Below are 5916 nucleotides of genomic sequence, written 5' to 3'. Positions count from 1 at the left end.
AAAAATGGAAGAAACACTGAGCGTTACATAGCATGAGCATAGTAAAAAGGTGGGAATCAGGGAATTGGGGGATGGGTAAAAAAAAGAGTAAAATTAATTTGGAGTTGTAAAAATAAAGTCAGACCTTTGCACCCCGGTTAATCGAAAGAGAAAGGAGAAAAGGAGAGGAAAACGGGAGATGAGAGCGAGGCAAAAAAAACTTCAAAAATAATTTGGGAATGTAAAAATAAATTCAGAATTTTGCACCCCGATTGATTGAAAAAGGAAAGAGAGAAGAGGAAGAGGCGATAAGGAGAGTGAAAAAAAATATGAAAAAATATTTTTTTAATTCAAAAAAGAGCAGTAACTTTGCAGTCCGTTTCGCTTACTAAAATAAGAAAACGGAAAAACGAAAAGAAAAGTTCAGAGTTAAAATAAGAATTGATTAAGCGGTTGAGGGGGAGGTTGAAGAGAGAGAGAGCTTAATTAGATTTAACAAGTCGGAAGGTTGCGAGACTGGATGAATAAAGTTCATTAACTTGTTGAGAATGCAAATGCGAGACCTTAAGTAGTCAGGCAAACTTTGACATTTACAATGGAGAGTTTGATCCTGGCTCAGGATGAACGCTAGCGGCGGGCTTAATACATGCAAGTCGAGGGGTGGTAGCAATACTACACCGGCGCACGGGTGCGTAACGCGTATGCAATCTACCTTTATCTGGGGGATAGCCCGGGGAAACCCGGATTAATACCGCATAACAAATTTCTTGGCATCAAGAGATTTTAAAAGATTTATCGGATAGAGATGAGCATGCGTAAGATTAGATAGTTGGCGAGGTAACGGCTCACCAAGTCTACGATCTTTAGGGGCTCTGAGAGGAGAATCCCCCACACTGGCACTGAGATACGGGCCAGACTCCTACGGGAGGCAGCAGTAGGGAATATTGGGCAATGGGCGCAAGCCTGACCCAGCCACGCCGCGTGCAGGAAGAAGGCCCTCTGGGTTGTAAACTGCTTTTGACCGGGAAGAAAAGAACCTTTGCGAAGGGAGTTGACGGTACCGGCAGAATAAGCCACGGCTAACTACGTGCCAGCAGCCGCGGTAATACGTAGGTGGCGAGCGTTATCCGGATTTATTGGGTTTAAAGGGTGCGTAGGCGGCTGATTAAGTCAGCGGTGAAAGGTAGCAGCTTAACTGTTTTACATGCCGTTGATACTGGTTAGCTTGAGTTAACAGAAGGCAGATAGAATTTCTGGTGTAGCGGTGAAATGCTTAGATACCAGAAGGAATACCGATTGCGAAGGCAGTCTGCTGCAGTTACACTGACGCTGAGGCACGAAAGTGCGGGGATCAAACAGGATTAGATACCCTGGTAGTCCGCACAGTAAACGATGATTACTAGTTGTTGGCGAGAGTCAGTGACCAAGGGAAACCGATAAGTAATCCACCTGGGGAGTACGCCGGCAACGGTGAAACTCAAAGGAATTGACGGGGGTCCGCACAAGCGGTGGAGCATGTGGTTTAATTCGATGATACGCGAGGAACCTTACCTGGACTAGAATGTGAGGGAATTATTCAGAAATGGATAAGCCAGCAATGGCCCAAAACAAGGTGCTGCATGGCTGTCGTCAGTTCGTGCCGTGAGGTGTTGGGTTAAGTCCCGCAACGAACGCAACCCCTGTTGTCTGTTGCCATCAAGTAAAGTTGGGGACTCAGACAAGACTGCCTACGCAAGTAGAGAGGAAGGAGGGGACGACGTCAAGTCATCATGGCCCTTACGTCCAGGGCAACACACGTGCTACAATGGGCGATACAGAGTGTTGCGAGCCAGCAATGGCAAGCCAATCACAAAAAGTCGTTCACAGTTCGGATTGGGGTCTGCAACTCGACCCTATGAAGCTGGAATCGCTAGTAATCGGATATCAGCTATGATCCGGTGAATACGTTCCCGGACCTTGTACACACCGCCCGTCAAGCCATGGAAGTTGGGTAGACCTGAAGCGGAAGGTAAAAGATTTCGTTAGGGTAGAACCAGTAACTGGGGCTAAGTCGTAACAAGGTAGCCGTACCGGAAGGTGCGGCTGGAACACCTCCTTTTTAGAGATTTCTTCACAGAAAGAAATAAAAACGACTGACACGAAAGATCAAGCATTTGTATTCTCATCAACAAGTTATGTATTAAGAGTGAAGGAACGGAAGTTTACAGGTGTAGTGATTGTAGGGAAAGCAAAACTACAAGCCATTAAACTGCAAACTCTGCAAGGGGCTTGTAGCTCAGGTGGTTAGAGCGTTACACTGATAATGTAAAGGTCCGTGGTTCGAGTCCACGCAGGCCCACCAAGTTGAATGGCGAATGAGAGAATGGCGAATGATCGAATAAAATATTCATGATTCAAGATTAACTAATTCACGATTAAAATAAAGGGGGTTTAGCTCAGCTGGCTAGAGCACCTGCTTTGCAAGCAGGGGGTCAACGGTTCGAATCCGTTATCCTCCACCAGACTAATCACGAATGAAGAATGAGTGAATTAGTGAATAGATGAAGAGTAAATAAGTTAACTGATACTTTTAAAAATCGGATACAGTTCTTTACGAAGAAACAAGGTAGAAATACCACAAGTCAGTTAAGACTGGACGACATTCTTATCATATCTAGCACAGCTTGGTAGGTGGTAAGAGTTCAGTTAAGATTGGATGAAGTTATTTGACATGATGGAAGAGAGAAGAAAAGAGATAATGTAGGAGCTACATAAGGGCGTACGGAGGATGCCTAGGGTCTCAGAGGCGAAGAAGGACGTGATAAGCTGCGATAAGCTACGGGGAGAAGCACATTTTCTGTAATCCGTAGATTTCCGAATGGGGCAACCCAATAGTTTGAAGAACTATTACCATACAGAGTATGGAGCTAACTCGGTGAACTGAAACATCTAAGTAACCGAAGGAAAATAAAACAACAGTGATTCCGCAAGTAGTGGCGAGCGAACGCGGAGAAGCCCAAACCATTTTTGTTACGGCAAGAGTGGGGTTATAGGACTGCATTTAGGAGTATTATTTAAGTTGAATGATTTGGGAAAGTCATCCATAGAGTGTGAGAGACACGTAAACGTACCGATAATACAACGAGCAGAATCCTGAGTAGGTGGGGACCGGTGGAATCCCCTCTGAATTCGGCGGCACCATCCGCCAAGGCTAAATACTCCTGAGACACCGATAGTGAACTAGTACTGTGAAGGAAAGGTGAAAAGCACGGGGAGTACCCGGGTGAAATAGAACCTGAAACCGTACGCTTACAAGCGGTCGGAGCTGGCAAGTCCAGTGACGGCGTGCCTTTTGCATAATGACCCTACGAGTTACGGTCACCGGCAAGATTAAGTATTTCAGATACGTAGTCGAAGCGAAAGCAAGTCTGAATAGGGCGAATAGTCGGTGGCTGTAGACGCGAAACCTTGTGATCTACCCATGGTCAGGTTGAAGGTTGGGTAAAACCAACTGGAGGACCGAACCAGTTAACGTTGAAAAGTTTTTGGATGAACTGTGGGTAGGGGTGAAAGGCTAATCAAACTGGGAAATAGCTCGTACTCTCCGAAATGTATTTAGGTACAGCGTCGAGGTTGAGTTATATCGAGGTAGAGCTACCAATAGGATGCGGGGGAGTCAAATCCTACCAAATTCTGATAAACTCCGAATGCGATATAATATACTCGGCAGTGAGGGCTTGGGTGCTAAGGTCCGAGTCCAAAAGGGAAAGAACCCAGAACTACAACTAAGGTCTCTAAATCTATACTAAGTTGAACTAAGGAAGTCTGATTGCAGAGACAGCCAGGATGTTTGCTTGGAAGCAGCAATCATTTAAAGAGTGCGTAACAGCTCACTGGTCGAGCGAGGCGGGCATCGATAATAAACGGGCATCAAGTATAGTACCGAAGTTTAGTCAAGATTTAAATCTTGGGTAGGAGAGCATTCTATTTGCGGCGAATGCGTACTGTGAGGTATGCTGGAGCGGATAGAAAAGCAAATGTAGGGATAAGTAGCGATAATGTATGTGAGAACCATACACACCGAAAGACTAAGGATTCCTCAGCTACGTCAATCAACTGAGGGTTAGTCGGGTCCTAAGGATAATGCGAAAGCAGAAGCCGATGGCAAACAGGTTAATATTCCTGTACTGGTGATGGTGCGATGCGGGGACGGAGAGTTGGAGTGGGTACGTCCTGACGGAATAGGGCGTTGAGAGGAGGCTTAGGCTGAATCGAACTCGTGAAGACGCTTCCAAGAAAAGCCGCTAAGCTTCAGCCATTTACCACCCGTACCGTAAACCGACACAGGTAGTCGAGGCGAGAAGCCTAAGGTGCTCGAGTGAGTCACAGCTAAGGAACTCGGCAAATTAACCCTGTAACTTCGGGAGAAGGGGAGCCTCAGCAATGAGGCCGCAGAGAAATGGCCCAGGCGACTGTTTAACAAAAACACATGGCTTTGCTAAGTTTAATGACAAAGTATAAGGCCTGACACCTGCCCGGTGCTGGAAGGTTAAGAGGGGATGTCATCGCAAGAGAAGCATTGAATCGAAGCCCCAGTAAACGGCGGCCGTAACTATAACGGTCCTAAGGTAGCGAAATTCCTTGTCGGGTAAGTTCCGACCTGCACGAATGGTGTAACGATCTGGGCACTGTCTCAGCTGTGAGCTCGGCGAAATTGTAGTAGCGGTGAAGATGCCGCTTACCCGCCACGGGACGGAAAGACCCCGTGAACCTTTACTATAGCTTAACGTTGAATTCGGGTAACTGATGTGTAGGATAGGTGGGAGGCTGTGAACCGGTGTCGCCAGGCATCGGGGAGCCAACGTTGAAATACCACCCTTTGGTTATTTGGATTCTAACTCGCGCTGCGAGGACACCGTTTGGTGGGTAGTTTGACTGGGGTGGTCGCCTCCAAAAGAGTAACGGAGGCTTCCAAAGGTAGTCTCAGCACGCTTGGTAACCGTGCGTTGAGTGCAATAGCAAAAGACTGCTTGACAGTGAGACCTACAAGTCGAGCTGGCTGGAAACAGGGGTATAGTGATCCGGTGGTTCTGTATGGAAGGGCCATCGCTCAAAGGATAAAAGGTACTCCGGGGATAACAGGCTGATCTCCCCCAAGAGCTCACATCGACGGGGAGGTTTGGCACCTCGATGTCGGCTCGTCACATCCTGGGGCTGGAGAAGGTCCCAAGGGTTCGGCTGTTCGCCGATTAAAGTGGCACGCGAGCTGGGTTCAGAACGTCGTGAGACAGTTCGGTCCCTATCTGTGGTGGGCGTTGGAAGATTGAGAGGGTCTGACTTTAGTACGAGAGGACCGAGTTGGACGTACCGCTGGTGCATCTGTTGTCCTGCCAAGGGCACGGCAGAGTAGCCAAGTACGGACGGGATAAACGCTGAAAGCATCTAAGTGTGAAACCCTCCTCAAGATGAGTCTTCCATTGAGATTCGTCATAGACGATGACGTTGATAGGCTACAGGTCTAAAAGTGGTAACACCCAGCCGAGTAGTACTAATGAATCGAGGGCTCCTAATTTTTTTATCTGTTTTTTTCTCTCTCCATTAAAGTCATATAATGAAAGCCTAATGGCCAATAAGATATTCAGGATTCGGTGTTAGTTAACTAGCGAAAGAATCATTAAGATCTTCATGGTGTCAATAGGGCGGGTGAACACCTCTTCCCATCCCGAACAGAGCAGTTAAGCCCCGCACCGCTGATGGTACTGAGTTCATACTTGGGAGAGTAAGTAGACGCCAGTTTTTTATTCCAAAGACCTTAGAAGCAATTCTAAGGTCTTTTTTTTTGCATTTTGCCCAACGCAAATCACAAATGATTTTTGGGATCAATGGCTCAAGCGAAAAAGTTGGGGACTACGCATAAATCTTGGCGAGTCTAAAGAGGAAGAAAGTAATATTTCTTAC

General features: G+C 46.8%; 2 tRNA genes and 3 rRNA genes. All 5 read left to right on the top strand.

Going from position 1 to position 5916, the window contains the following annotated elements:
- Positions 1 to 571 precede the first annotated feature (571 nt).
- Positions 572 to 2077 (top strand): 16S ribosomal RNA (locus NZ848_RS21425).
- A gap of 166 nt (positions 2078 to 2243) precedes the next feature.
- Positions 2244 to 2320, top strand: a tRNA-Ile gene (locus NZ848_RS21420).
- An 83-nt stretch (positions 2321 to 2403) separates the two neighbouring features.
- Positions 2404 to 2480: transfer RNA gene (locus tag NZ848_RS21415), tRNA-Ala, on the top strand.
- A 239-nt stretch (positions 2481 to 2719) separates the two neighbouring features.
- A 23S ribosomal RNA gene (locus NZ848_RS21410) occupies positions 2720 to 5529 on the top strand.
- Between the two features lie 113 nt (positions 5530 to 5642).
- A 5S ribosomal RNA gene (gene rrf / locus NZ848_RS21405) occupies positions 5643 to 5754 on the top strand.
- Together the 16S, 23S and 5S rRNA genes with 2 tRNA genes alongside form the textbook arrangement of a ribosomal RNA operon.
- The last annotated feature ends 162 nt before the right edge of the window (positions 5755 to 5916 follow it).

The sequence above is a fragment of the Emticicia fluvialis genome, from assembly GCF_024793945.1.
Lineage (GTDB): Bacteria > Bacteroidota > Bacteroidia > Cytophagales > Spirosomataceae > Emticicia > Emticicia fluvialis.
This window is presented reverse-complemented; position numbering and strand designations above follow the sequence as displayed.